Annotated in this window: 22 protein-coding genes; 16 read left to right on the plus strand and 6 right to left on the minus strand. The window is 50.0% G+C overall.

Annotated elements, in window-relative coordinates; all coding sequences use genetic code 11:
* Positions 1-15 precede the first annotated feature (15 nt).
* Entirely contained in the window at positions 16-690 is a 675-nt protein-coding gene (locus DWX62_RS09495; protein ID WP_005828077.1) for an OmpA family protein, read from the plus strand.
* 80 nt (positions 691-770) lie between these two features.
* Positions 771-1,475 (plus strand): monofunctional biosynthetic peptidoglycan transglycosylase, encoded by a 705-nt coding sequence (mtgA, locus tag DWX62_RS09500; RefSeq protein WP_005828075.1) that lies wholly within the window; start codon positions 771-773, stop codon positions 1,473-1,475.
* A 75-nt stretch (positions 1,476-1,550) separates the two neighbouring features.
* Here the strand turns inward: mtgA and DWX62_RS09505 are convergent, their stop codons facing one another.
* The 3 genes from DWX62_RS09505 to DWX62_RS09515 form a co-directional block, all read right to left on the minus strand.
* Complete coding sequence (locus DWX62_RS09505; protein ID WP_005828073.1) at positions 1,551-2,699, minus strand: cytochrome d ubiquinol oxidase subunit II; 1,149 nt, start codon at positions 2,697-2,699, stop codon at positions 1,551-1,553.
* A 20-nt stretch (positions 2,700-2,719) separates the two neighbouring features.
* The gene (locus DWX62_RS09510; protein ID WP_005828071.1) at positions 2,720-4,294 is read right to left on the minus strand and encodes a cytochrome ubiquinol oxidase subunit I; all 1,575 of its coding nucleotides are present in this window, start codon (positions 4,292-4,294) and stop codon (positions 2,720-2,722) included.
* 116 nt (positions 4,295-4,410) lie between these two features.
* A complete protein-coding gene (locus tag DWX62_RS09515; protein ID WP_005836288.1) occupies positions 4,411-4,632 on the minus strand; it encodes a DUF4492 domain-containing protein in 222 nt (73 codons plus the stop codon).
* A gap of 210 nt (positions 4,633-4,842) precedes the next feature.
* On the opposite strand from DWX62_RS09515, the gene DWX62_RS09520 reads away from it, so the two are divergent.
* The 9 genes from DWX62_RS09520 (at position 4,843) to DWX62_RS09560 (ending at position 14,742) form a co-directional block, all read left to right on the plus strand.
* Complete coding sequence (locus DWX62_RS09520; protein WP_005836286.1) at positions 4,843-6,243, plus strand: TolC family protein; 1,401 nt, start codon at positions 4,843-4,845, stop codon at positions 6,241-6,243.
* A 12-nt stretch (positions 6,244-6,255) separates the two neighbouring features.
* A complete protein-coding gene (locus tag DWX62_RS09525) occupies positions 6,256-7,485 on the plus strand; it encodes an efflux RND transporter periplasmic adaptor subunit (protein ID WP_117991489.1) in 1,230 nt (409 codons plus the stop codon).
* A gap of 15 nt (positions 7,486-7,500) precedes the next feature.
* Positions 7,501-8,247: an ABC transporter ATP-binding protein gene (locus tag DWX62_RS09530; protein ID WP_005828066.1), complete on the plus strand. Its 747-nt coding sequence runs from the start codon at positions 7,501-7,503 to the stop codon at positions 8,245-8,247.
* Positions 8,248-8,307: 60 nt separating this feature from the next.
* Entirely contained in the window at positions 8,308-9,528 is a 1,221-nt protein-coding gene (locus DWX62_RS09535; protein ID WP_022401517.1) for an ABC transporter permease, read from the plus strand.
* A gap of 245 nt (positions 9,529-9,773) precedes the next feature.
* Complete coding sequence (locus DWX62_RS09540; RefSeq protein ID WP_022401518.1) at positions 9,774-10,841, plus strand: sensor histidine kinase; 1,068 nt, start codon at positions 9,774-9,776, stop codon at positions 10,839-10,841.
* Positions 10,838-11,539, plus strand: a complete 702-nt coding sequence (locus tag DWX62_RS09545; protein WP_022401519.1) for a LytTR family DNA-binding domain-containing protein — start codon at positions 10,838-10,840, stop codon at positions 11,537-11,539. The genes DWX62_RS09540 and DWX62_RS09545 overlap by 4 nt, the downstream gene beginning before the upstream one ends.
* A 412-nt stretch (positions 11,540-11,951) precedes the next feature.
* The gene (locus DWX62_RS09550; RefSeq protein ID WP_005828058.1) at positions 11,952-12,638 is read left to right on the plus strand and encodes an energy transducer TonB; all 687 of its coding nucleotides are present in this window, start codon (positions 11,952-11,954) and stop codon (positions 12,636-12,638) included.
* A gap of 316 nt (positions 12,639-12,954) precedes the next feature.
* A complete protein-coding gene (gene pdxH, locus DWX62_RS09555; RefSeq protein ID WP_120172778.1) occupies positions 12,955-13,599 on the plus strand; it encodes a pyridoxamine 5'-phosphate oxidase in 645 nt (214 codons plus the stop codon).
* A 99-nt stretch (positions 13,600-13,698) separates the two neighbouring features.
* Positions 13,699-14,742: a DUF2776 family protein gene (locus DWX62_RS09560; RefSeq protein ID WP_120172779.1), complete on the plus strand. Its 1,044-nt coding sequence runs from the start codon at positions 13,699-13,701 to the stop codon at positions 14,740-14,742.
* Here the strand turns inward: DWX62_RS09560 and pgl are convergent.
* From pgl to gnd, 3 genes are read right to left on the minus strand one after another with little or no spacing between them, the layout of a single operon-like run.
* On the minus strand, positions 14,735-15,451 hold the full coding sequence (gene pgl, locus DWX62_RS09565) for a 6-phosphogluconolactonase (RefSeq protein ID WP_005836269.1): 717 nt from the start codon (positions 15,449-15,451) through the stop codon (positions 14,735-14,737). The two genes, DWX62_RS09560 and pgl, sit on opposite strands and share 8 nt — an antisense overlap.
* Entirely contained in the window at positions 15,448-16,944 is a 1,497-nt protein-coding gene (zwf, locus tag DWX62_RS09570; RefSeq protein ID WP_117589218.1) for a glucose-6-phosphate dehydrogenase, read from the minus strand. The genes pgl and zwf overlap by 4 nt, the downstream gene beginning before the upstream one ends.
* A 17-nt stretch (positions 16,945-16,961) precedes the next feature.
* Complete coding sequence (gene gnd / locus DWX62_RS09575; protein ID WP_034523384.1) at positions 16,962-18,437, minus strand: decarboxylating NADP(+)-dependent phosphogluconate dehydrogenase; 1,476 nt, start codon at positions 18,435-18,437, stop codon at positions 16,962-16,964.
* A gap of 128 nt (positions 18,438-18,565) precedes the next feature.
* On the opposite strand from gnd, the gene DWX62_RS09580 reads away from it, so the two are divergent.
* The 5 genes from DWX62_RS09580 to DWX62_RS09600 all read left to right on the plus strand — a co-directional run bounded on the left by DWX62_RS09580 (position 18,566) and on the right by DWX62_RS09600 (position 26,175).
* A complete protein-coding gene (locus tag DWX62_RS09580) occupies positions 18,566-19,726 on the plus strand; it encodes a dicarboxylate/amino acid:cation symporter (RefSeq protein WP_120172815.1) in 1,161 nt (386 codons plus the stop codon).
* A 74-nt stretch (positions 19,727-19,800) separates the two neighbouring features.
* Positions 19,801-20,877, plus strand: coding sequence for a GDP-mannose 4,6-dehydratase (gmd, locus tag DWX62_RS09585; RefSeq protein ID WP_005828049.1), 1,077 nt, complete (start codon positions 19,801-19,803; stop codon positions 20,875-20,877).
* Between the two features lie 26 nt (positions 20,878-20,903).
* Positions 20,904-21,980 carry a GDP-L-fucose synthase gene (locus DWX62_RS09590; protein WP_120172780.1) on the plus strand — a complete coding sequence of 359 codons (1,077 nt, stop codon included), beginning with the start codon at positions 20,904-20,906 and terminating at the stop codon, positions 21,978-21,980.
* Between the two features lie 20 nt (positions 21,981-22,000).
* Positions 22,001-24,415, plus strand: coding sequence for a TonB-dependent receptor (locus DWX62_RS09595; RefSeq protein WP_120172781.1), 2,415 nt, complete (start codon positions 22,001-22,003; stop codon positions 24,413-24,415).
* Between the two features lie 101 nt (positions 24,416-24,516).
* Positions 24,517-26,175 carry a long-chain fatty acid--CoA ligase gene (locus DWX62_RS09600; protein WP_035448166.1) on the plus strand — a complete coding sequence of 553 codons (1,659 nt, stop codon included), beginning with the start codon at positions 24,517-24,519 and terminating at the stop codon, positions 26,173-26,175.
* The last annotated feature ends 29 nt before the right edge of the window (positions 26,176-26,204 follow it).

The following is a 26,204-nucleotide window of genomic DNA, read 5'->3' on the forward strand; positions in this document are numbered from 1 at the left end:
TAAAGAAAAAGAGTTATGAAGAAGATGAAATTTACAGTATTACTTTTGTGCGGCGCATTGCTGCTGGGCAGTTGCGGCACAATGAACAACAAGGCCAAAGGTGGAATAATCGGCGGTGGCTCCGGTGCAGCAGCAGGTGCCATTATCGGCGGACTGATAGGTAAAGGCAAGGGGGCAGCCATTGGAGCTGCGGTAGGTGCTGCAGTAGGTACGGGTGCCGGCGTTGCCATCGGACACAAGATGGACAAGAAGGCTGCCGAAGCTGCCAAGATTGAAGGCGCCCAAGTGGAGCAGGTGACGGATGCAAACGGCTTGCCGGCTGTCAAAGTATCCTTTGCGGCAGGTATTCTTTTCGGCTTCAACTCCGCAGCACTGAGCAACGAGGCAAAGGCTTCCCTGCGCGAACTCGCACAGATTCTGAAGGAAGACCCGACAACCGATATCGCCATCATCGGCCATACCGACAAAGTGGGTACTTACGAAGCCAACATGAAAGTTTCCAAGAACCGCGCCTATGCCGTAGAGAACTATTTGCAGGATTGCGGCGTATCTCCGGCCCAGTTCAAGAAAGTGGAAGGCGTGGGATACAACGAATACGACGAAAGTCTGTCTGCCGACCAGAACCGACGCGTAGAGGTATATATGTATGCCAGCGAACAGATGATTAAGAATGCGGAGGCAGCTAATTAATATGGTAAAGTGATTAATGTGTTAATGTGCCAATATGCATATTGGCACATTAACACATTAATCACATTGGCACTCTCTCCATGAAACTCCCGAAGCCTTTGCGGTTCCTCCGCAACATCATATTATTCTTCTTTATTTCCACTATCCTAGCGGTAGTGGCTTATCGTTTTGTACCCGTCTACATCACGCCACTGATGGTTATTCGCAGCGTGCAACAGGTCTTTAAGGGTGAAAGTCCATGCTGGCACCACACTTGGGTATCTTCCGACAAGATATCCCCTCACCTGCCTATGGCCGTCATTGCCTCGGAAGACAACCGGTTTGCCACACACAACGGATTCGATTTCATCGAGATACAGAAAGCGATAAAGGAGAATGAAACAAGAAAACGGAAACGGGGCGCAAGCACCATCAGCCAGCAGACGGCAAAGAATGTATTCCTATGGCCCCAGTCTTCCTGGGTACGTAAAGGACTGGAAGTCTACTTCACCGTACTGATAGAATTCTTCTGGTCCAAAGAACGTATCATGGAGGTCTATCTCAACTCCATCGAAATGGGAAAAGGCATCTATGGCGCACAAGCTGCCGCCAAATACAAGTTCAAGACTACAGCAGCCAAGCTCTCTGCCGGACAGTGCGCACTAATAGCGGCAACATTGCCCAACCCCATACGCTTCGACTCAGCACACCCCTCCCCTTACATAAAGAAAAGGCAAGGACAGATTCTACGATTGATGAAACTGGTACCCAAATTCCAGCTAAATGAGAAGCGGACAAAAGAATAAGAAGAGGATGTATCAAAACAGTTAATAGCACACAGATGACACATCCTCCTTTAATTTTTAATTCTTAATTTTTAATTAATACGCGTGTCCTCCCTCTTCCATCTCCTTCGCATCAATCTTGCGATTGTCGATACTGCGCCAAGCGTAGAAGATGTAGGCAAGAACGAAAGGAACAAGGATAGAGACATAAGCCATAACCTTCAGTGTGAACTGGCTCGAGCAACTGTTTGCCAACGTGAGTGAGCTTTGCAGGTCGTGGGTAGAAGGATAATAGGCCGTATTGTTATAGCCTGCCACAAGCAGCAGTGCCAATACCGTAAGCACCGTCCCTGCACCGGCAAACCAGATACCCTTGTCGAATGCCGGCTTCCACAGCGTGCGGATAATGCCCCAAAGCACAGCCACCACACCAACCAGGAATACAAGCAGCACTACCGGCATCTGCAGGAAGTTCGTCAGATACTTGTAAGGTTCCATGAACACCTCTCCCGTTTCCGGGCGTACAGCATAGCCGTCGGCAAGCAGCGTACGGATGACGAAGGCCAGGAAGAATACCAGGAACAACGCCGTATTTCCCCAGAGTGCCCGGCGGCAGCGTTTCACCAAATCATCCTCATTGATATTATTAATAAAATAAAGCGCTCCCAAGATACGTGCCAGAAAGAACACAGCCAGCCCCAGCACCACATTCCACGGATTAAGCAGCGCATCCAACCCATGCCAGCCGTTAGCCCATTGACTGATAACCGGCATTGCCGCATCTGCGATATTCCCTTTATTGATATAGAAGTTAGACCCCGTGAAGAACGTGGCCACTGCCCCACCCAGCAATACCGGACCTACCACTCCGTTTATCACCAGGAACGTGCGATACGTTGTCTTGCCCAGCAGATTTCCCGCCTTCGACTGAAACTCGTAGCTGACAGCCTGCAACACAAAGCTGAACAGAATAATCATCCACAACCAATAAGCTCCTCCGAAACTGGTACTATAGAACAACGGAAACGAAGCAAAGAACGCGCCTCCAAACGTGACAAGCGTTGTAAACGTGAACTCCCACTTCCGTCCCGTAGAATTAATCATCATCTTCTTCTGCTCCTCCGTCTTCCCCAGACAGAACAGAAGCGAATTACCTCCCTGCACGAACAGCAGGAATACCAGTAGTGCTCCCAGCAAGGAGACTACAAACCACCAATAGTGTTGAAGAAATATATAAGCATTCATTGTGAGTTATGAGTTATAAGTTATGAGTTATGTGACGGTGTGTGCGTTTCGGTTTCAGGACCTTTGCGAATAGCCTTCAGCATAATTCCCACCTCAGCAATCAGCATGACAGTGAAAAGTACCAGGAAAATAAAGAACGTGGTCTGCACGGAGCCTACATCCAGCTTAGAGATGGCGGCACTCGTGGGCAGCATATCTTGGATGGCCCACGGCTGACGACCACACTCGGCAACCACCCATCCGGCTTGTCCAGCCAGATAGCCCAGCGGAATGGTGAGCATAGCCACCCAATGCATCCATGGCATCCGCGACAAGTCTTTCTTATAGGCCAGGAACAGCACCACAATAAAGAAGAGGATGAAGTATCCACCCAACATCACCATCACACGGAACATGTAGAACGTAAGGGACACATTGGGCACCAGCTCGTTCACGTCCTTGATATAACCGTAACCGAAATAGGCTACATTATCTTTCAACACTTTGGCAGCCACCTCTGCATCTGCCTCATTGCCCGCAGCCTTGGCTGCACGATAGGCGGCAAACGCACCGATAGCCGTTTTTCCTTTTTCTATTTTCTCCTCTGCCGAAAGCGCTACGGTACCATCGCTCAACGGATATCCACCTTTCAGCAGGTCATTGATGCCGGGAACAAAAGCATCCATCTTGCGCTCGGCAAGCAGCGACAGCATCTTCGGAATTTCCACACGGAAAAGGAATGGGTCTACTCCGTCCTGCGGTGTCTGCTTGGCAGGATTCAGCAGCCCGAACGCTACCAATCCGGCACCTTGCCGCCCTTCATAATAGCCTTCCATAGCAGCCAGCTTCATCGGCTGCTTTTGCGCCACCTGATAGCCCGAGCCATCACCCGTCCAGGCAGAGAGCACAGCGGCACACAGACCTACCCATGCGGCAATCTTTACACTTGCCAGCGCAAATTTCTTCTCGCGCTTCTTCCACAGATACCAGCAGCTTACGCCTACTACAAACACGGCAGCCAGCACCCAGCCGGACAGCACGCTATGGAAGAACTTATTGACAGCCATCGGCGAAGTTGCCACAGCCCAGAAGTCCACCATCTCGTTGCGTGCCGTATCGGGATTGAACTCCATACCTACGGGATTCTGCATCCACGCATTGGCAACCAGAATCCACCAGGCAGAAATCGTGGCGCCCAGCCCCGTGAGCCAAGTAGATGCCAGGTGGAAACGCTTGCTCACCTTATCCCAGCCGAAGAACATGACGGCGATAAACGTTGCTTCCATAAAGAAAGCCAAAATACCCTCGATGGCAAGCGGCGCACCGAAGATGTCGCCCACAAACCAACTGTAATTACTCCAATTCGTACCGAATTCAAATTCCAGAATAATACCGGTTGCTACACCAATAGCAAAGTTGATACCGAAAATCTTCATCCAGAATTTGGCAGTACGTTTCCAAAATTCGTCACCCGTACGGTAGTACGCTGTCTCCATGATACCCATAATTACCGCCAGTCCAAGTGTCAGCGGCACAAAAATCCAGTGATAGATGGCGGTCAAGGCAAATTGGGCTCTCGACCAGTCAATCAGGGAAGTGTCAATGTGTCCAAGCATAAGAATCAAGTTATGAGTTATAAGTTATGAGTTATTAAGTTTTTAAGTTATCGGGTAAGAACAGAGAGACACGGAGAATTTATAAGGGCAAGGAAATAAACTCTGTGTCTCCGTGTTTAGTCGCCCAGACTCCGATGGATAAGCTCATTACTGACATAGCCTTCCTTGTCATCGCCCACCACGGGGGTATTCAGAAACCGTGGGAAGAAGAAAAGGCGGAGAATGAAAAACATGATGAACAACTTCACAAGAATGATAAGCCACAAAGTACGCCCTAACGTCATACTTCGAAAACCTTCCAAATAAAAACGCCAAATGTTTACCGCAGTCTGTTTCATGCCGATAAAATTATAATGATTACAAATATAAAATACTTTTATATAAAGAACAAATAAAAAGGTGAAAAGTTGAACAGAAAAAAGACTTCTCCCATTCATCGGTACAAAAAAGATTTTAGGCGAGGAAAATTCACTCAACGTCTATCACTTTTGCAATCCTTTCTCCACCCCACTACATTTGCAAATGTAAAACCATAGAATAACGAAGATATGACGAACGTAAAAAGATTGACAGTGATAGCGCTATGTATGGCAAGCTGCATGGGAGTGGCCGCCCAAAACGGCACTTCCACGCAGATACCCGGCAGTTCCGAGCAGCCAGCCGACAGCCTGCCCGCCCAATGGGACTTGCAAGCGTGCATCGACTATGCCTTGCAGCAAAACATCACCATCCGCAAGAACCGCCTCAACGCGGAAAGTGCCCAGGTAGATGTAAAGACCGCCCGAGCCGCTCTCTTCCCCAGCCTTTCGGCCAGTGTGAGCCAGCGTGTCGTGAATCGCCCGAAGAGCGAGACAAACACCATCATCGACGGCGACAACATCACCAGCAGCCAGAGCAAGACTTCCTATAACGGCAGCTACGGCATCGATGCCAACTGGACCCTCTACAACGGCGGGAAACGCCTCAACACCATCAAACAACAGCAACTGAACAACCGCATTGCCGAACTTAGCGTAGCACAGAGCGAGAACAGCATCGAAGAAAGTATCGCACAAACCTACGTACAGATACTCTACGCCGCCGAAGCCGTGAAAGTGAACGAATCGACCCTGGAAGTGAGCCAGGCCGAATGCGAACGCGCCCGCCAGCTTCTCGAAGCAGGAAGCATAGCCAAAAGCGACCTGGCACAACTGGAAGCGCAGGTAAGCACCGACAAGTACCAACTGGTGACCGCACAAGCCACCCTGCAAGACTACAAACTACAACTGAAACAACTCCTGGAACTGGACGGCGAATCCGAGATGAACCTCTACATCCCCACACTCGGCACGGAAAACGTACTGGCACCCCTGCCCACCAAAACGGACGTTTACCGTTCTGCCCTCGTGCTCCGTCCGGAAATAGAAGCCGGCAAACTGAATATACAGACATCCGACCTCGACATCAAAATTGCCCGCGCTGGCTATCTGCCTACGCTGAGCCTCAGCGCCGGCATCGGAACCAGCCATGCCAACGGCAATGACTTCACCTTCAGCGAGCAAGTCAAACAGAACTGGAACAACTCGCTGGGCTTCACCGTAAGCGTGCCTATCTTCAGCAACCGGCAGACCAAGAGTGCCGTAGAGAAAGCCAAGATTCAGAAGCAGACCAGCGAACTGGACCTGCTGGACGACCAAAAAACGCTGTACAAGACCATCGAAACCCTCTGGCTCGATGCCAACAGCGCCCAGCAGCGCTACGCCGCCGCCACAGAGAAACTGAAAAGTACGCAGACCAGCTATGAACTGATTCAAGAGCAGTTCAACCTGGGCATGAAGAATACCGTAGAACTGCTGACTGAGAAAAGCAATCTGCTCAGCGCACAGCAGGAGACACTGCAAGCCAAATACATGGCCATACTGAATATGCAGCTACTGAAGTTTTATCAAGGAGAAAAAATCGAATTATAATACCTTATATATATGAACAAAAAAAGAATCATCCTCATTGCCGTAGCTGCCGTAATCATAGTGGGCGGCGGCGTATGGCTCTTCGGTGGTGCCAAGGCCAAGCACAAGGTGACCTACGCCACAGCAACCATCCATAAAGGTGAGATTTCCGAATCCGTAACCGCCACGGGAACCATCGAACCGGTGACAGAAGTGGAAGTGGGTACCCAGGTGAGCGGTATCATCGACAAGATTCATGTAGACTACAATTCCGTAGTAACCAAAGGCCAGCTCATTGCCGAGATGGACCGCGTGACACTGCAAAGCGAACTCGCTTCGCAACGCGCCGCCTACAACGGTGCAAAGGCCGAATACGAGTACCAGAAAAAACTCTACGAGCGCAACAAGACGCTGAACGAAAAGCAGCTCATCGCCGCCACGGACTATGAGCAGTCCGTCTATAACTACGAGAAGGCCAAGAGCAACTACGAAAGCAGCCAGGCATCACTGGCAAAGGCTGAACGCAACCTCTCCTACGCCACCATCACCTCTCCCATCGACGGTGTGGTCATCAGCCGCGACGTGGAAGCAGGACAGACCGTGGCTTCCGGCTTCGAGACACCGACACTGTTCACCATCGCTGCCGACCTGACGCAGATGCAGGTTGTGGCCGACGTGGACGAAGCAGACATAGGCGGTGTGGAAGAGGGACAGCGCGCCACGTTTACCGTAGACGCCTACCCGAATGACGTGTTCGAAGGAGTGGTCACACAAATTCGTCTGGGAGATGCCAGCTCAAGCAGCACGTCGAGCACCAGCACCAGCACGGTTGTGACCTACGAAGTAGTCATCTCCGCCCACAACCCGGACCTGAAACTGAAACCACGCCTGACAGCCAACGTCACCATCTTCACCCTCGACCGCAAAGACGTACTGTGCGCTCCTGCCCGTGCCCTGCGCTTCAACCCCGAAAAACCGCTTATCGGCGACAATGATATCGTGAAGGATTGCGAAGGGGAACATAAACTCTGGACCCGCGAAGGCAACACCTTTACCGCCCATCCGGTGAAGATAGGTATCTCCAACGGAGTCAACACGGAAATTATCAGCGGCATTAACGAAGGTACCGTAGTGGTGACCGAAGCCACCATCGGCAGCATGCCCGGCAGCAGCGCTCCGGACATGAGCCAGGAAGCTCCCGGAGGTGAGAAGAGTCCGTTCATGCCTGGCCCTCCGGGAAGTAAGAAGAAGAGCGGAAAATAATACAAAAAAAGAATTATGAATAAAGCAGTCATTGAACTTCAAAATATCAAACGCAACTTCCAGGTGGGGGACGAAACCGTGCATGCCCTGCGCGGCGTCTCGTTCACCATCCGTGAAGGCGAGTTTGTCACCATCATGGGTACATCGGGCTCCGGAAAGTCGACTTTGCTGAATACCCTCGGCTGCCTGGACACGCCCACCAGCGGCGAATACCTGCTGGACGGTATCTCCGTACGCACCATGAGCAAGCCTCAACGCGCCGTACTACGCAACCGTAAAATCGGCTTCGTATTCCAGAGTTACAACCTGCTGCCCAAAACCACTGCCGTGGAAAATGTGGAGCTACCGCTGATGTATAACTCCTCCGTCTCGGCTTCCGAAAGGCGGAGACGTGCCATCGAAGCCCTGCAAGCCGTGGGGCTGGGCGACCGACTGGAACATAAGTCCAATCAGATGTCCGGCGGTCAGATGCAACGCGTAGCCATCGCCCGCGCCTTGGTGAACAATCCCGCCGTTATCCTGGCAGACGAAGCTACGGGTAACCTGGACACCCGTACTTCTTTCGAGATTCTGGTACTGTTCCAAAAGCTGCATGCCGAAGGACGCACCATCATCTTCGTCACCCACAACCCCGAAATAGCCCAGTACAGCAGCCGCAACATCGTGCTGCGCGACGGACAAATCAAGGACGATACCATCAACACCCAAATCCAGAATGCAGCCGAAGCCCTGGCAGCATTGCCTAAGCAGGAGGAGGAATGAGGGATAAGGGATTAAGGATTAAGGATTAGGGATTAATTTTAAACTTTCCATTAAAACGATATGAACGGAACAAACCTTTTCAAAATAGCCTTGCGAGCCTTGAACAACAACAAGCTGCGCGCATTCCTCACCATGCTGGGCATCATCATCGGCGTGGCGTCCGTCATCACGATGCTTGCCATCGGACAAGGTTCGAAGAAAAGCATCCAGGCGCAAATCTCCGAGATGGGCTCCAACATGATTATGATTCACCCCGGTGCCGACATGCGCGGCGGTGTCCGCCAAGACCCCAGCGCCATGCAGACCTTGAAGCTGACCGACTACGAAGCCCTGCGAAACGAAACCAACTTTCTGGCTGCCGTCAGCCCCAATGTCTCCTCCAGCGGGCAGCTCATCGCGGGCAACAACAACTACCCCTCCTCCGTGAGCGGCGTGGGCACGGACTATCTCGAAATCCGGCAGCTCAGCGTGGAGAACGGCGAGATGTTTACCGAAGCCGACATACAGACCTCTGCCAAGGTGTGCGTCATCGGAAAGACCATCCAAGACAACCTCTTTCCCGGAGGAGAGGACCCTGTGGGACGTATCATCCGCTTCAACCAAGTGCCCTTCCGCGTGGTGGGCGTGCTGAAGTCCAAAGGCTACAACTCCATGGGCATGGACCAGGACGACGTAGTGCTTGCCCCTTACAGCACCGTGATGAAACGCCTGCTGGCACAGACCTACCTTAGCGGCATCTTCGCCTCCGCCCTCACCGAGGACATGACGGACAATGCCACCAACGAAATCACCGAGATACTGCGCCGCAACCACAAGCTGAAGGAGAGTGACGACGACGACTTCACCATTCGCAGCCAGCAGGAACTCAGCACCATGCTGAATTCCACCACCGACCTGATGACCACGCTGCTTGCCTGCATAGCCGGCATTTCGCTCGTAGTGGGCGGCATCGGCATTATGAACATCATGTACGTATCGGTGACGGAACGCACGCGCGAAATCGGCCTGCGCATGAGTGTAGGCGCCCGCGGTGTCGACATCTTGAGCCAGTTCCTCATCGAAGCCATCCTTATCAGCATCACCGGAGGCATTATCGGTGTCATCATCGGATGCGGAGCCAGCTTGATAGTGAAGGGCGTTGCCCACTGGCCCATCTTCATCCAGCCGTGGAGTGTATTCCTCTCCTTCGCCGTATGTACCATCACCGGAGTGTTCTTCGGTTGGTATCCCGCCAAGAAAGCTGCGGACCTCGACCCGATAGAGGCCATACGCTACGAATAACCTTTTCTCCCTTGCCGGAAGTTAGCCAAATAGTTCTTAAGTATTAGGAAAAAAAATTCCGGCAATAGGGAAAAAAGTTATGCGAAACCAAGGATAATCTCTATCCCAAGCCTTGGGATAGACATCCGCAAGCTTGGGATACATATCCGCAACCTGGAAACGCTTATCCGCAACCTGCGAACAGAGATTTGCTTCGCAGGCGGCGGATATTAACAATATTCATCTAAAATTCCTATCTTTGTATCATGATGAAACAACAGCTCCCTAACCCACGCCGCCGCGGCATCGAAACTCTGATACACATCATTGTCTGGGGTATCGTCATCGGTTTCCCCTTTCTGATGATGACACGCAGCGGCTTCAATATCAGCCTTGCGGACTATCTGCGCCACGGTAGCAGCAGTACCCTCTCATTCTTCCTTGTATTCTACATCAACTACTGCCTCCTCATTCCCTGCTACTTGTTCGAGGGACGCATCCGGCAGTATCTCCTGCTGAACACACTGCTCATCATCTGCATTACCACCGGCGCCCACCTTTGGCAAGAATACACATTCCAAAACCATATGCGCGGCGATGATGACGGTCAGTACATGGGGCCTCCCAAATGGATATTCATCTTGCGCGACGTCTCGACCATGATTCTCACCGCCGGCCTCAGCGCTGCCATCAAGCTGAGCCGCCGCTGGGCGCAGATGGACGCCGCCCGCCGCGAAGCCGAGAAAAGCCGCACGGAATCCGAGTTGAAGAACCTGCGCAACCAGCTCAACCCGCACTTCCTGCTCAATACGCTGAACAACATCTACGCCCTCATCGCCTTCGATGCCGACAAGGCACAGACTGCCGTGCAGGAACTGAGCCGACTGCTGCGCCATGTGCTGTATGACAATCAGCAGAACTTCGTCACCCTGGACAAGGAGATGGACTTCATCCGCAACTACATCGAACTAATGCGCATCCGCCTCTCCGCCAACGTCCGTGTGGAAACAAAGATAGACGTCCGACCGGACAGCCGTACGGAAATAGCTCCGCTCATCTTTATTTCCCTCATAGAGAATGCCTTCAAGCATGGCATCTCCCCCACCGAGCCCAGCTTTATCCGTATCCACTTCAGTGAAAGCCCCGGAGAGATACATTGCGAAATAACCAACAGCTATCATCCCAAAAGCGTGGCAGACAAGAGTGGAAGCGGCATCGGGTTGGAACAAGTGCGCAAGCGTCTGGAGCTGACCTATCCCGGCCATTACGACTGGCAGCAAGGAGTGAGTGAGGACATGAAAGAGTATAAATCTATTTTAATTATAAAGATATGAATCTGAAGTGCGCCATTGTAGACGACGAGCCCCTCGCCCTGGGGTTGCTGGAAAGCTACGTCAACAAGACCCCGTTTCTAGAGTTGGTCGGTAAATACTCCAGTGCCGTACAAGCCATCAAGGAGTTGCCCGAGAAGCACATCGACCTGCTTTTCCTCGACATCCAGATGCCCGAACTGAACGGACTGGAATTTTCGAAGATGGTCGATTCCGGCACCCGCATTGTCTTTACCACCGCCTTCGACCAGTATGCCATAGACGGCTACAAAGTCAATGCGCTGGACTACCTGCTGAAACCCATCTCCTACGTCGACTTTCTGCAGGCTGCCAACAAGGCTGTGCAATGGTTCGAATTGCTGCAACAGTCCAAGGAAGAGATTCAGAGCATCTTCGTAAAGAGCGAGTATAAGCTGGTGCAAATCGAATTGAGTAAAATTCTGTACATAGAGGGGCTAAAAGACTATCTCAAAATCTACGAGGAGGATTCTCCCAAGCCTATCCTGTCTCTCATGAGCATGAAGGCAATGGAGGAACTTCTGCCTGCCTCGCGTTTCATGCGCGTCCACCGTTCCTACATTGTTCAGAAGAATAAAATACGTATTATAGACCGTGGCCGCATCGTGTTCGGAAAGAATTACATCCCGATAAGTGACAGCTATAAACAAGCTTTTCAAGAATTTTTAGACCAAAGAAGCTAAAAAAATCGACTAATCCGTCGATAAAATCGGAAAAAACGTCGATTTATTATAGAATCCTTTTGCATATTAAAATATGTTTTTTTATCTTTGCACCGAACAGATAGGAGTTGTGAAACTCCCCCAATAGAATAGTTTAGTTAAGTCTAGTTTAGTTTTTGTGTGAAGCACTTCCTCCGTAAGCGAACGCTGGAAGTGCTTTTTACATATCAACACTATTTAATCCACAAGCAGAAAAATTATCAAAGCAAATTTAAAAAACTATATATAACTACATATCAAACACCAACATAACATTCATTTTCTTATCTTTAATACAGAAACAAGTGGGCACGCATGTTTTATGATTTTACTAATCACATCTGTATAATGTTAGTTTCGCGACAACCATTATACGGTAATAATCTTGTAAATTATGGAAATCAAGAAAACATCCAAAGCAAGCCTGGAAAACAAGAAGTCAAGTTGGCTACTTGTAGGTTATGTAATTGTGCTGGTCTTCATGTTCGTTGCATTTGAATGGTCGAAGCGTGATGTTAGGATTGACATGAGCGGTGCTATTACCGAGAACGTATTTGAGCAGGAAATTGAAATTCCTATCACGGAGCAACCCGAATTAGTAGCTCCGCCACCCCCTCAAGCTCCTGCAATTGCCGAGGTATTGACAATTGTGGATGATAATGACAATGTGAAAGAAACAGCCATTGCCTCTTCCGAAGAAATCGGTGAAGCTGTAATCATCAAACCCATATCTCCAACCGTAGATGAAGAGATTCCGGTAGAGGATGAGATTTTTGAAGTTGTAGAGAAGAATCCCGAGTTTTCTTATAATGGCATGAGTCTGATGCAATATCTGGGTAAGAGTATAAAATACCCGACTATTGCACAAGAGACCGGAACCCAGGGGCGCGTAATAGTACAATTCGTTGTCAACAAAGACGGCAGCATCGTAGATGTAAAAGTAGTAAGAGGCGTAGATCCCTATCTGGACAAAGAAGCTATCCGTGTGATTTCCACCATGCCCAAATGGAAACCCGGTGAGCAACGAGGCAAACCGGTCCGTTGTAAATTCACAGTTCCCGTAATGTTTAAATTACAATAGCAGACATGCCAGTGTCCACTTTCCACTTGTCTCCATAAGGTAATCTCCAATATCCGAGGGTGTGTCGAAACTGGTATTCACCACAGATTACACAGATTTGCACAGATAAGCATCTTTGATTATCAGTAGATTAAGCTCATTCTGTGTTAATCCGTGTAATCTGTGGTGAATTTTGACACACCCCCATTTTTTTAAGTATCAACACAGCCATTTCCTTCTTCCATATTTTTCTTTCCGCAGAAAAACAAAAACATTCAGCCCTCTCAGACTGTTACATAGAAAAACAATATATCACTCCTGATAAAACCACACGATAATGAAATCACAACTCTTTGACATCAGAAGAGAATATAAGAAAGGCAGGCTGACACCGGGTAACCTCAACGACAATCCCTTTGAGCAATTCGACCATTGGCTGAACGATGCTATCCATAGTGATGAGTACGAGCCCACCGCCATGACGGTAGCTACAGTCTCGACAGACGGGCATCCTTCTACACGCACAGTGTTGCTGAAAGGGGTGGAAAATGGCCGTTTCATCTTCTTCACCAACTACGAAAGCAGGAAAGGCCGGCAACTGACTGCAAATACGTATATATCCTTATCTTTCGTATGGCACAAACTGGAAAGGCAAATACACATTGAAGGAAAAGCTGAAAGATGCGCTCCTGCCGATTCTGACGCCTATTTTGCAAGCAGGCCTTACAAAAGTAAAATCGGGGCGAGGATTTCACCCCAAAGTCACGTCATCGGCAGCCGTATGGAGATAATGCGCGCGTTCGTCCGCGAAGCGGCAACATGGATAGGGCAAAGTATCAAACGTCCCGACAACTGGGGAGGTTTTGCCGTCACCCCTTTCCGTTTTGAATTCTGGCAAGGACGGGAAAGCAGGCTACACGACCGTTTCCTCTATTCCCAACAAGCGGATGGCAGCTGGAAAAAGGAGAGGCTGGCTCCCTAAATACGGACAGGGAAACACTTCTCATCACAAATAAATCTTAAAAGGAGGAACAAAGCCACAGAAACGCTGTTTGAAGGGGAAACTCTAAAAACAACAGTTATGAATTACGGTATCAGTATTCTTTTCAGGGCTATACCCTTGTTGATGGCCCTTTTCTGTTTCGGCTACGGAGCCTTTGTGCTCCACGAAGGACTGGACTCGGCAAAATTTGTGGCCGGTCCGGTAGTATTTTCCTTAGGGATGATTTGCATTGCCTTGTTCGCCACAGCGGCAACAATCATTAGACAAATTATTCATACCTACAATCCGATAGCCAGATACGTACTTCCGGTTATTGGTTACCTGGCAGCCGTACTCACAGTAATTTATGGTTGGAATTATATGCACGAAGCTGCCACGGCAAGCAATTTCGTGGCAGGACACGTGATTTGCGGAGTCGGTTTCATCACAGCTTGTGTAGCTACCACAGCCACAGCCTCCACCCGCTTCACCCTCATTCCCGCCAACTCGGAACGTATCGACCAGCTACAACCTGCCGATGCATTCAATTCCTCCCAGGGATATATCCTGATAGCAGTTGCCACCCTTATGGCAGTAATGGCATGGATATGGGCCTTCTGGCTATTGTCAAAAAGCAGCGAGCACAATGCATATTATGTAGCAGGCCATGTCATGGCAGGACTTGCTTGTATCTGTTCCAGCTTGGTGGCGCTGGTTGCAACCATCGTCCGCCAGATACGCAACAACTATACAAAGGCTGAACGGAAACGGTGGCCGGCCCTTGTTTTGATAATGGGCAGCATCAGCATTCTCTGGGGACTTCTGGTCTTGGCCAACAGCAATCCGGCACTCTCCTCCACAGGATATATTATGATAGGCCTGGGACTGGTATGCTACAGCATTTCCAGCAAAGTCATCCTGCTTGCCGCCATCTGGCGGAACACTTTCAAGCTGGCCAACCGCATCCCGCTGATTCCGGTCTTCACGGCCCTGGCTTGTCTGTTTCTCTCCGCCTTTCTGTTTGAGATGGCAAGCCTGCACAATGCCTATTTTGTCCCTGCACGCGTACTGGCAGGTTTGGGAGGCATCTGCTTTACATTATTCTCCATCGTAAGCATTCTGGAGAGCGGTACATCTAAGTAGACATTTTCCCGCCATTGGCCTGAGCATCGAGGAACAATTCCACACGCTCGGCATGGTGGGCCACATAAGCTGCCGGACCGGTATCCCCGGAATCAAGAATATCGCGGACCACATCCGCCTTATTCTTGCCGGTAATAAAGAAAATAAGATTCTTCGCAGCAAACAAAAGGCAGCCGGTCATGGCTATGCGTTTCTGTCCATTATAGGGATTGACACTCACCTCATAAGGATGAAAGGAAGAAAGCAGATATTCCTGCCCCGGAAAGATAGAGGAGGTATGCCCGTCGTCTCCAGCACCGAGCAAAACGACATCGAAGGCCGGGAAGCCACCCCAAAGCGGAACCGTGCGGCAAACCAGCGTCGAATAGTTCTTTGCTTCAATCTCCGGGCGGTTCACTCCATAAATAGGATAAACGTATTCATCGGGCATGCCTACTTCATCCAACAGCAAACGGCGCATGGTACCATAATTGCTCTCATAATCCTCTGCCGGCACACACCGTTCATCCACCCAATAAATCCGCATCCGCATCCAAGGAGTCACCTCCTTGTACTCGTTGGCCCAAATGTCGAACATCAGCGAAGGAGTACTTCCCCCACTGAATGCAAAATAAAAGGTCTTTTCCGGCTCACGCTCCATCATCGCAATCAAATGTTCAATCAACGCATGTGCCGTAGCTGTAGCCGAATGGTAAACATAACTTTTCATAACTCGCAATATTCATCTGTATTAGTCAAATTCTTACACGGATTGGTCCACTCAGCACCATGTTCGTGCATCATCGCTTCACTTTCCAAAGGTCCCCACGTACCTACGGGATACCCATATAAAGGAGCATCCGTATGCTCTTTCCAATAACGCAACACGGGATCGAAAAAGCGCCATGAAGCCTCTACCGCGTCGCTGCGGGTAAAGAGTGTAGGGTCACCTTGTATGCAATCCTCTATCAGACGGGCATAGGCATCGCCGGTAGGCAACCCGCCCAACTGGTCATAACTGAAGTCCATCATCACCTGCTTCACGTCAAATCCCGGTCCGGGAGTCTTCATGCCGAATTTCAGCACAATGCCTTCATTGGGTTGCAGGCGGAGAATCAGCTTATTCGCGCGGGGACAATGTCCACCCTCGCAACGAAACATCTGATGGGGCGTCTCACGGAAATGTACAACAATCTCAGTCACCTTTGTCGGCATTTGTTTGCCGGTACGGATATAGAAAGGAACACCCTTCCACCGCCAGTTGTTAATACCGATTTTCATGGCAATATACGTTTCGGTACGCGAATCAGGTGCCACGTTCTTCTCTTCCCTATACCCGGCTTTCGAGCCCGAAGCCGTATATTGTCCGCGGACAATGTGTTCCTCCAAATCCTCCTCTGTCAAGGGGGCCAATGACTCATAGACCTTCACCACCTCGTTGCGGAAATTATCGGCATTGAAAACGGCAGGCGGTTCCAATGCAGTGAGCGCCACAAGCTGTATGAGGTGGTTTTGTACCATATCGCGCAAGGCTCCGGCACCTTCATAGAATCCGCCACGTCCTTCGATACCCAGATTCTCTACGGCTGTAATCTCCACATAGTCTATATAATTACGGTTCCATAGCGGTTCGAAGATTCCGTTGGCAAAACGGAAGGCGAGAATGTTCTGCGCCGTTTCCTTACCCAGAAAATGGTCGATGCGGTAAATCTGATGCTCCTTGAAAACGGAAGCATAAATGCTATTCAGCTTTCTGGCTGACTCCAAATCGTAACCGAACGGCTTTTCAACGATGATACGCGTATCAGGACGGTTCAGACCGGCCGCCTTCAAGTGCAAGGGAATGACACCGTACAAGGAAGGTGGAGTAGCCAGATAGAACAGCAGGTTGTCCGGTTTCTGCTCACCGGTAAACTCTTGTAAACGTCCGTCCAGCAGATGATAGCCTTCAACCTCGGCGGGATCCAATGTCTGGTAATGCAGATGGCTGCAAAAATCCCTCATTTTATCTTCCACCTGCTCTCTGGAAGCTACGAACTTACTCAATTCACTCATTATATATTCTTGGTAACGGGCATCCGTATACTCGGTGCGTCCTATCCCCAGAATGGAGAATCCTTCCGGCAACCGCCCGCCACTATATAAAGTATAGAGCGCCGGCATCAGTTTGCGCTTCGTCAAGTCACCCGAAGCGCCGAATATAACAATCACTAATTTATTCATCATCTTCTCCCCCTTTCTCACACATTGTACGTACCCGATTTCGTATCTCCTCCGTGTCCCGTCCAATTTTCATGGAAAAACTGTCCACGCAACTCGTCTGTCCTTTCAAAGGTATGCGCACCAAAATAGTCACGTTGCGCCTGAATCATATTGGCAGGCAACTTGGCAGACACCAGCGAATAGAAATAATTCAAGGCGGACGAGAATGCAGGCACCGGAAGTTCCTCTTTCATGGATTGTGCCACCAGATGTTTCCAGCCGGAAAGCAACAGCTGCATTTCATTTTTGAAATAAGGAGCCAACAGCAGATGTTTGGGCTTGTCTTTTGCCTCGAAAGCCGTAGCTATGTCGTTCAGGAAAATACTACGGATGATGCAGCCGCCCCGCCACATGCGTGCGATGGATGCCAAATCGAGGTTCCAGGCAAAAGCGTCGGATGCACGCTGCAACACGGCGAATCCCTGAGCATATGACACTAATTTGGAAGCATAGAGTGCGGAATAGATATCCTTCACCATCTCCGACTTGTTGTACACCGCCTGCGAGCGTCGGCATACAAATTGCTTGGAAGCCGTTTCACGCAAGCCCTTCTGTGCCGACAAACTACGTTCGAACACAGCCGTAGCAATCAGCCCCAACGGCATGCCCAGCTCCATCGCATTGATAACGGACCACTTGCCCGTACCTTTCTGTCCGGCGGTATCCAATATCTTATCTATCAGGTAACCTCCTGATTTGTCCTTATGACGCAGTATGTTGGCGGTAATTTCAATGAGATAGCTACGCAACTTACCCTCATTCCAATCAGCAAAGATTTCCGCCATCTGTCCATTGTCCAGACCAAGCAGATTCTTCATCACCCAATAAGCTTCGGCAATAAGCTGCATATCTCCATATTCGATACCGTTATGTATCATCTTGACGAAATGACCGGAACCGGCAGGACCAATCCACTGGCAGCACGGGGTACCGTCAGATGCTTTTGCCGCAATACTCTGCAGGATAGGCTTCACCTCAGGCCAGGCACTTTCAGAGCCTCCGGGCATGATAGACGCGCCGTTCAGCGCTCCTTCCTCTCCACCGGAAACTCCAGCTCCCACAAAACGGAAGCCTTTCTTTTCGGCCAATGCCACACGCCGGTTGGTGTCCTCATAATTGGAATTACCACCGTCAATCAGGATATCCCCTTCGGACAAATGGGGAAACAGCTGTTCCATCAGTTCATCCACCGCACTGCCGGCACGAACCATCATCATTATTTTGCGGGGTATGGCAATGGAAGTTACAAATTCGGCTATATCTGTATAGCCTTCAATTTTTTTCCCTTTGGCGCGGCCGTTCACAAAACGCTCCACCACCCCTTCTTCCACTCCCGGAACCGTACGATTATATACCGAAACATTCCATCCCTTATCTGCCATATTGAGGGCCAAATTCTCGCCCATAACTGCCAGACCGATAAGTCCAATGTCTGTTTTATTTAAATTCTTCATATTCATGTAAATTTTGTCTTTATATGGAAACAAAATGCTAACAGCATTTGTTCGTATGAATTACGAAAATAAAATAGTACTTTTGTCAGCGAAAGCCTATTTTTCAACCAGACAGAAAACCAATGCTCATGAAGAACTTCCACATCGGACTATTGCCACGCATCATCATTGCCATTATCTTAGGTATACTTTTCGGAAATTTCCTACCGGCTTCGCTGGTACGGCTGTTCGTAACATTCAATGCCATTTTCAGTGAATTCCTGAACTTCTCCATCCCCCTCATCATTGTGGGGCTAGTCACGATTGCCATTGCCGACATCGGCAAAGGAGCCGGACGGATGCTGGTCTTCACAGCGCTCATTGCTTACGGAGCTACCCTATTCTCCGGCTTTCTCTCCTACTTCACCGGTGTGGCGGTATTTCCTTCCCTCATAGAAACCGGGGTGCCGTTAGAAGAAGTCAGTGAATCTCAAGGTATTCTTCCCTATTTTTCCGTGGGCATCCCGCCATTGATGAATGTTATGACCGCACTCGTACTTGCCTTCACACTGGGGCTGGGCCTGGCTCATCTGAAAAGCGAGGTACTGAAAAATGCGGCACGCGATTTTCAAGAGATTGTCATCCGCATGATCAGTGCAGTGATATTGCCGCTGCTTCCCATCTATATTTTCGGTATTTTCCTCAATATGACGCACAGTGGACAAGTATTCGGCATCCTGATGGTCTTTATTAAGATTATCGGTGTAATCTTCCTGCTTCACATCTTTCTCCTGGTATTCCAATACAGCATTGCGGCACTGTTTGTCCGCAAGAGCCCTCTCAAACTACTGGGACGGATGATGCCTGCCTACTTCACGGCTCTAGGCACTCAATCCAGTGCCGCCACTATCCCCGTAACATTGGAGCAAAGTCGGAAGAACGGCGTCTCTGCCGATATTGCCGGATTCGTCATCCCACTTTGCGCCACCATCCATCTGTCGGGCAGCACATTGAAGATTGTGGCATGCGCCCTGGCACTGATGATAATGCAAGGCATGCCCCATGATTTCCCTCTATTTGCAGGATTCATCTTCATGCTGGGCATCACTATGGTAGCCGCTCCCGGGGTACCGGGAGGCGCCATCATGGCATCACTGGGCATCCTGCAATCCATGCTGGGCTTCGACGAGTCGGCACAAGCACTGATGATTGCGCTATACATAGCGATGGATAGCTTCGGCACTGCCTGCAATGTGACGGGCGACGGGGCAATCGCACTGATTATCGACAAAGTGATGGGAAAGAAATAGTTTATATTTTGCCATCTCGTGGAAAATAACGAATATTGCAGTCCGAAAAGACATAATAACAAGAAGCATACATTATGAAGAAAGCCCTTATCTCCGGCATTACCGGGCAGGACGGCTCGTTCCTTGCCGAATTCCTCCTGCAGAAAGGATATGAAGTGCACGGTATCCTGCGCCGCTCTTCCTCTTTCAACACCGGCCGCATCGAACACCTCTACTTCGATGAGTGGGTACGCGACATGAAACAGAAACGTACCATTAACCTGCACTATGGAGACATGACAGACTCCAGCTCTCTCATCCGTATCATCCAGAGTGTGCAGCCGGACGAAATATATAACCTTGCCGCCCAAAGCCATGTCAAAGTATCCTTCGACGTGCCCGAATATACCGCCGAAACCGATGCCGTAGGCACCCTGCGCATGCTCGAAGCCGTACGCATTCTCGGTATGGAAAAGAAGACACGCATCTACCAGGCCTCCACTTCCGAGCTCTTCGGAAAAGTGCAGGAAGTGCCGCAAAGCGAAACGACCCCGTTCTATCCCCGCAGCCCCTATGGCGTAGCCAAACAGTATGGCTTTTGGATTACAAAGAACTACCGCGAAAGCTATGGCATGTTTGCTGTAAACGGCATACTCTTCAACCACGAGAGCGAACGCCGAGGTGAAACCTTCGTGACAAGAAAAATCACACTGGCGGCTGCCCGCATCGCCCAGGGCTTCCAGGACAAGCTGTATCTGGGCAATCTGGATGCCCGACGCGACTGGGGATATGCCAAAGACTACATCGAGTGCATGTGGCTCATCCTGCAGCACGACACCCCCGAAGACTTCGTCATTGCCACCGGAGAAATGCATACCGTACGCGAATTTGCGACACTGGCATTTCGGGAGGTAGGCATCACTCTGCGCTGGGAAGGCCAGGGAGTGGATGAGAAGGGTATCGACACACAGACCGGAAAAGTCCTCGTGGAAGTCGACCCAAAATATTTCCGGCCTGCCGAAGTGGAACAATTGCTGGGCGACCCCACCAAAGCAAAAACACTGCTGGGATGGAATCCGAGGCAGACCAGTTTTGAAGAGTTGGTACGCATCATGGCAGAGCACGACATGAAATTTGTGAAGAAACTGTATTTAAGAAGCAAAGAGCTTTGAATGAACTATTAAACTTTCAGACAACAATGTTAGACAAAAATGCCAAAATATATGTAGCAGGCCACCGGGGACTGGTAGGTTCTGCCATCTGGAAAAATCTTGAGGAGAAAGGATACACCAATCTCATCGGCAAGACCCACAAAGAACTCGATTTGCTCGACGGGGTTGCCGTACGCCGCTTCTTCGACGAGGAGCAGCCCGAATATGTATTCCTTGCCGCCGCCTTTGTGGGTGGCATTATGGCCAACAGTATCTACCGTGCCGATTTCATCTACAAGAACCTGCAGATACAACAGAACGTCATCGGCGAAAGCTTCCGCCACGGAGTGAAAAAACTTCTCTTTCTTGGCAGCACCTGCATCTATCCCCGTGATGCCGAACAGCCGATGAAAGAAGACGCACTCCTCACTTCTCCGCTGGAATACACGAACGAGCCCTATGCCATCGCCAAAATAGCCGGACTGAAAATGTGCGAAAGCTTCAATCTTCAATACGGTACGAACTACATTGCCGTGATGCCCACCAACCTTTACGGTCCCAACGACAACTTCGACCTGGAACGCAGCCACGTGCTCCCTGCCATGATACGCAAGATACACCTCGCCCACTGCCTGAAACAAGGCGACTGGGATGCCGTACGCCACGACATGAACCTGCGTCCGGTGGAAGGCATCAACGGCGACAGCAGCAAAGAAGACATTCTGAATATCCTCCGGAAATACGGCATCAGCGAAGAAGAAGTGAGATTATGGGGTACCGGCACCCCCTTGCGCGAATTCCTCTGGAGCGAGGAGATGGCAGATGCCAGCGTCTTCGTCATGGAACACGTCGACTTCAAAGATACCTTCGAGCCGGACGACAAGGAAATCCGCAACTGTCACATCAATATCGGTACGGGCAAGGAAATCACTATCCGCCAGTTGGCAGAGCTGATTGTCAACACCGTAGGCTATCAGGGCCGGTTGACCTTCGACACTTCCAAACCCGACGGCACCATGCGCAAACTGACCGATCCCGGTAAGTTACATGCATTGGGATGGCATCATAAGATTGATATCGAGGAAGGTGTGCAACGCATGTACCGATGGTACTTGGGAAAGTAATTAGTGACGTCTGATTAGCCATGAATGCCATACGGTACAAGGTGGGAACTGTATTGTTTATATTGCTGATACTTTTATCAGGTATCAGCCCAACCATGAATGCCATGATAGCTCCCGTGACCTATTCCGTTCGCGGCAAAGTCATCGACAGACAGTCCAGACAACCCGTGGCCTACGCCAACGTTTTCGTTGCCGGCATCCCCGGGAAAGGGGCATCCACCGATTCACTCGGCACATTCAAGACAGAGCAGGTACCTCCGGGCATCTATAGCCTTGAGGCATCCTGCATAGGATACCAGACTGTTTCCACCCCCGAATATATTGTTTCAGCCTCAACCCCGTTCATCGAGATAGAGATGGAAGAGGATGCCAATCTGCTGAACACAGTAGTGGTGGTGCCTTCTCCCTTCCGGCGAAGTATCGAAAGCCCGGTCAGCATGCGTATCATCGGCTTGCAGGAAATAGAGAAAAGTCCCGGAGCCAACCGGGATGTTTCGCGCATCGTACGCTCCTATCCCGGCGTCTCTTTCTCTCCCATCGGCTATCGCAACGACTTGATTGTTCGGGGCGGTTCTCCTTCCGAAAACCGCTTTTATATGGATGGCATCGAAATCCCCAACATCAACCACTTTGCCACTCAGGGTGCATCCGGAGGACCGGTAAGTATTGTCAATGCCGACCTGATACGCGAGATTACATTTTATACGGGCGCCTTCCCCGCCAACCGCTCCGGAGCCTTGAGTTCCGTCCTCGACTTCCGCCTCAAGGACGGAAATCCGGACAAGCAGGCGTTCAAAGCCACCATCGGCGCATCGGAAGTCTCGCTCAGCGGAGCAGGCCATCTGGGGCAGCGCACCACTTATCTGTTCTCCGCACGCCAGTCCTACCTGCAACTTTTGTTCAAGGCTTTGGGACTGCCCTTCCTGCCCAATTTCATTGACGGACAATTCAAAACAAAAACCCGTTTCAACGAGCACAGCGAGCTGACCCTGCTTGGTCTTGCAGGCATTGACAAGATGAAACTGAATACCGATGAAAAAGGAGAAGATGCCGAATATCTGCTCAGCTATCTCCCCACTATCCATCAGGAAACATTCACTCTCGGAGCCTCTTACAGACACTACAATGGAAGGCACGTACAATCCCTTATACTGAGCCATAACTACCTGAACAACCGCAATCTGAAATACCGCAACAACGATGACTCTTCCGAAGACAACCTGACCCTGCGCCTACGCTCCACAGAACAAAAGACCACCCTGCGTTTCGAAAACCAAACGCGCTTGGGAGCATGGACCCTAAAAGAAGGAGCAGAACTGAACAACTCCATCTATACAAACCACAGCAGGCAAAGACTATACGGCAGTCATTCGAGTACGCTTTCCATCTACGAAACCTCACTCAACATCTTCGGCTGGGGGGCTTTCTTCTCTTCCAACTATACCACCGCCGACAAGCGTCTGGCCCTTTCTGCCGGTATCCGTATGGATGGCAACACTTACAACCGAAAGATGCGGCAGCTATGGAAACAGTTCTCCCCACGCCTCTCTGCATCCTACAAACTCTCGGAACAATGGACCCTGAGCGGAAGTACCGGCCTCTACCACCAATTGCCTCCCTACACCGCTTTGGGATATAAAGACAATGAAAGGCAATATCTCAACAAAAACCTGAAGTACATGCAGGTCTTTGAAAGCAGCCTCGGTGTGGACTGGCACCTGCAAGACCGGTTCATGGTTTCTGCAGAAGGTTTCTTCAAGCGTTACAGCCGTATGCCACTTTCCCTCCAAGACAACATTCCGTTGGCATGCAAAGGAAACGATTACGGTGTCACCGGCAACGAAGCACTCGTCCCTACAGCCAGCGGCAGGGCCTACGGACTGGAAACCATGTTCCGCTGGCAGGCATCCGGCAAGTTCAATCTCGTATCCTCCTTCACCTTATACCGCAGCGAATACCGCAACCGTTCAAATGGAGACTTCATTCCATCTGCCTGGGACAACCGTTTCATACTCAACATGAGCGGTACATACAACCTGCCCCGGCGCTGGAGCATAGGAGGCAAGCTAAGCTATATAGGCGGCAGCCCCTACACTCCCTATGATGAAGACAAATCATCACTCGTAGAAGCATGGGATGCCAAAGGACAGCCCTACTACGACTATGCGTACTATAATACCGGGCGGCTTCCCAACTTTGCCCAGTTAGACTTGCGTGTGGACAAGTCCTTCTACTTCCATCACTGCATGATAGGAATCTATCTGGACATACAGAATATCACCGGCAACAAACTGAAGCAGCCGGATGTGATAATGAGTACGGGCATCATCGAAAATCCGTCTGCTCCTGTTGCCGAACAGCGCTATAAAATGAAATACCTCAAGCAGGAAAGCGGCACTATCCTGCCTACTTTAGGTATAACTGTCGAATTTTAACAAATAGCCACCATAAAAACTATTTTCCTTATAAAAGTTTGCTTTCTATATATAAACCCTTATATTTGCACAATTTTCAACCAAATGTGCAATTAAATATCATGGAACAAAGTTTTATCGCCTATATAGAGAATAGCATAAAGGAAAATTGGGATTTAGACGCTCTGACCGATTACAAGGGAGCAACCCTACAATATAAGGACGTAGCCCGCAAAATAGAAAAGCTGCATATCATTTTCGAGGCAAGCGGCATCAAGAAAGGCGATAAGATTGCCGTCTGTGGCCGCAACAGTTCCCACTGGGGCGTAACGTTCCTCGCAACATTGACCTACGGTGCGGTAATCGTCCCCATCCTTCACGAGTTCAAGGCAGACAATGTACACAACATCGTGAACCATTCCGAAGCCAAACTGCTTTTCGTAGGCGACCAGGTTTGGGAAAACCTCAACGAAAGTGCTATGCCGTTGCTGGAGGGCATCATGATGATGGCAGACTTCTACATTCTTGTCTCCCGCAGCGAAAAGTTGGACTATGCCCGCGAACATCTCAACGAAATGTTCGGTAAGAAATACCCCAAGAACTTCCGCAAGGAACATGTCAGTTATCACAAGGACCAGCCCGACGAACTGGCGGTCATCAACTATACATCCGGCACCACCAGTTACTCCAAAGGAGTGATGCTGCCCTACCGCAGCCTTTGGTCAAACACTACTTTTGCTTTCGAAGTATTGCCGCTGAAAGCCGGTGACAAGATTGTCTCCATGCTGCCAATGGCACATATGTACGGACTTGCATTCGAGTTTCTGTATGAATTCGCCGTAGGTTGCCACATATTCTTCCTCACTCGCATGCCCAGCCCCAAAATCATTTTCCAAGCTTTCACCGAAGTGAAGCCTAACCTGATTGTGGCTGTTCCGCTCATTATCGAAAAGATTATAAAGAAGAGCGTACTGCCCAAGCTGGAAACTCCCGCCATGAAGCTGTTGCTGAAAGTACCCATCATTAACGACAAGATAAAAGCAACCGTACGCGAACAAATGATTCAAGCCTTTGGCGGAAACTTTGCAGAAGTCATTGTAGGAGGAGCTGCCTTCAACCAGGAAGTGGAGCAGTTCTTAAAGATGATAGATTTCCCCTATACGGTAGGCTATGGAATGACGGAATGCGGCCCCATCATCTGTTACGAGGATTGGACCCGCTTCAAACCCGGTTCTTGCGGAAAAGCCGCACCGCGTATGGAGGTGAAAATCCTATCATCCGATCCCGAAAACATTCCGGGAGAGATTGTCTGCCGTGGTCCCAATGTCATGCTGGGTTACTACAAGAACGACGAGGCCACCGTACAGGTACTCGACAAAGACGGCTGGCTGCACACCGGAGACCTTGCCCTGATGGATGCCGAAGGCAACGTAAGCATCAAGGGACGCAGCAAGAACATGCTCCTTGGTCCGAGCGGTCAGAATATCTACCCGGAAGAGATAGAAGACAAACTGAACAATATGCCGTATGTAGCCGAAAGCATCATCGTGCAGCAGAATGAGAAACTGGTAGGTCTGGTTTACCCCGACTTCGATGATGCCTTTGCCCATGGGCTGAACAATGACGACATCGAACGCGTCATGGAGGAAAACCGTGTGGCACTGAATGCAGAACTGCCCGCATACAGCCAGATATTCAAAATGAAAATCTATCCTGAAGAATTTGAAAAAACGCCGAAGAAATCTATCAAACGCTTCTTGTATCAGGAGGCCAAAGGATAATGTAAAAAACAATTAAACTACAACCTATC

It is taken from the genome of Bacteroides sp. AF20-13LB (assembly GCF_003603065.1).
Classification (GTDB): domain Bacteria; phylum Bacteroidota; class Bacteroidia; order Bacteroidales; family Bacteroidaceae; genus Bacteroides; species Bacteroides uniformis.

Excerpts from the sequence above, each read along its gene's own strand:
- DWX62_RS09505 (WP_005828073.1), bottom strand. The coding sequence starts at position 2,699 with ATGAATGCTTATATATTTCTTCAACACTATTGGTGGTTTGTAGTCTCC.
- mtgA (WP_005828075.1), top strand. The coding sequence starts at position 771 with ATGAAACTCCCGAAGCCTTTGCGGTTCCTCCGCAACATCATATTATTC.
- DWX62_RS09545 (WP_022401519.1), top strand. The coding sequence starts at position 10,838 with ATGAATCTGAAGTGCGCCATTGTAGACGACGAGCCCCTCGCCCTGGGG.
- DWX62_RS09595 (WP_120172781.1), top strand. The coding sequence starts at position 22,001 with ATGAATGCCATACGGTACAAGGTGGGAACTGTATTGTTTATATTGCTG.
- DWX62_RS09515 (WP_005836288.1), bottom strand. The coding sequence starts at position 4,632 with ATGAAACAGACTGCGGTAAACATTTGGCGTTTTTATTTGGAAGGTTTT.
- gmd (WP_005828049.1), top strand. The coding sequence starts at position 19,801 with ATGAAGAAAGCCCTTATCTCCGGCATTACCGGGCAGGACGGCTCGTTC.
- DWX62_RS09550 (WP_005828058.1), top strand. The coding sequence starts at position 11,952 with ATGGAAATCAAGAAAACATCCAAAGCAAGCCTGGAAAACAAGAAGTCA.
- DWX62_RS09525 (WP_117991489.1), top strand. The coding sequence starts at position 6,256 with ATGAACAAAAAAAGAATCATCCTCATTGCCGTAGCTGCCGTAATCATA.
- DWX62_RS09590 (WP_120172780.1), top strand. The coding sequence starts at position 20,904 with ATGTTAGACAAAAATGCCAAAATATATGTAGCAGGCCACCGGGGACTG.
- DWX62_RS09580 (WP_120172815.1), top strand. The coding sequence starts at position 18,566 with ATGAAGAACTTCCACATCGGACTATTGCCACGCATCATCATTGCCATT.
- DWX62_RS09510 (WP_005828071.1), bottom strand. The coding sequence starts at position 4,294 with ATGCTTGGACACATTGACACTTCCCTGATTGACTGGTCGAGAGCCCAA.
- DWX62_RS09530 (WP_005828066.1), top strand. The coding sequence starts at position 7,501 with ATGAATAAAGCAGTCATTGAACTTCAAAATATCAAACGCAACTTCCAG.
- DWX62_RS09600 (WP_035448166.1), top strand. The coding sequence starts at position 24,517 with ATGGAACAAAGTTTTATCGCCTATATAGAGAATAGCATAAAGGAAAAT.
- DWX62_RS09495 (WP_005828077.1), top strand. The coding sequence starts at position 16 with ATGAAGAAGATGAAATTTACAGTATTACTTTTGTGCGGCGCATTGCTG.
- DWX62_RS09535 (WP_022401517.1), top strand. The coding sequence starts at position 8,308 with ATGAACGGAACAAACCTTTTCAAAATAGCCTTGCGAGCCTTGAACAAC.
- pgl (WP_005836269.1), bottom strand. The coding sequence starts at position 15,451 with ATGAAAAGTTATGTTTACCATTCGGCTACAGCTACGGCACATGCGTTG.
- DWX62_RS09540 (WP_022401518.1), top strand. The coding sequence starts at position 9,774 with ATGATGAAACAACAGCTCCCTAACCCACGCCGCCGCGGCATCGAAACT.
- pdxH (WP_120172778.1), top strand. The coding sequence starts at position 12,955 with ATGAAATCACAACTCTTTGACATCAGAAGAGAATATAAGAAAGGCAGG.
- gnd (WP_034523384.1), bottom strand. The coding sequence starts at position 18,437 with ATGAAGAATTTAAATAAAACAGACATTGGACTTATCGGTCTGGCAGTT.
- zwf (WP_117589218.1), bottom strand. The coding sequence starts at position 16,944 with ATGAATAAATTAGTGATTGTTATATTCGGCGCTTCGGGTGACTTGACG.
- DWX62_RS09520 (WP_005836286.1), top strand. The coding sequence starts at position 4,843 with ATGACGAACGTAAAAAGATTGACAGTGATAGCGCTATGTATGGCAAGC.
- DWX62_RS09560 (WP_120172779.1), top strand. The coding sequence starts at position 13,699 with ATGAATTACGGTATCAGTATTCTTTTCAGGGCTATACCCTTGTTGATG.